Genomic DNA, 259 nt, shown 5'->3' with positions numbered 1-259 from the left:
GAAGTTGTATGCCTGAATGAAGTCCTGAAGATGGATCTCAAGCTGGTTGTGAGTCTCATAGTGATAGCGTTTGACGGTTGCTTCCTTGATGGTGCGATTCATCCTCTCGACCTGACCATTCGTCCAAGGATGCTTAACCTTGGTCAGTCGATGCTCGATGCCGCTCTCCCTACATGTGCGGCCGAAGATGTGCTCGAAGGCGTAGCGGTCCCGTGCACGATTCGTGAACTGAATGCCGTTGTCGGTCAGTACCGTGTGG

At 52.9% G+C, this 259-nt stretch carries 1 protein-coding gene; it reads right to left on the bottom strand.

Annotation, left to right across the window (positions count from 1 at the left end; genetic code table 11):
• Positions 1-259, bottom strand: a 259-nt coding sequence (locus G3N64_RS39490; RefSeq protein ID WP_205788932.1) for an integrase core domain-containing protein, incomplete at both ends; no start/stop codon positions are given.

The sequence above is a fragment of the Burkholderia sp. Ac-20344 genome (genome assembly GCF_017104975.1).
Taxonomy (GTDB): Bacteria; Pseudomonadota; Gammaproteobacteria; order Burkholderiales; family Burkholderiaceae; genus Burkholderia.
The sequence above is the reverse complement of the archived record's forward strand: the minus strand, read 5'-3'. Positions and strand labels throughout refer to the sequence as shown.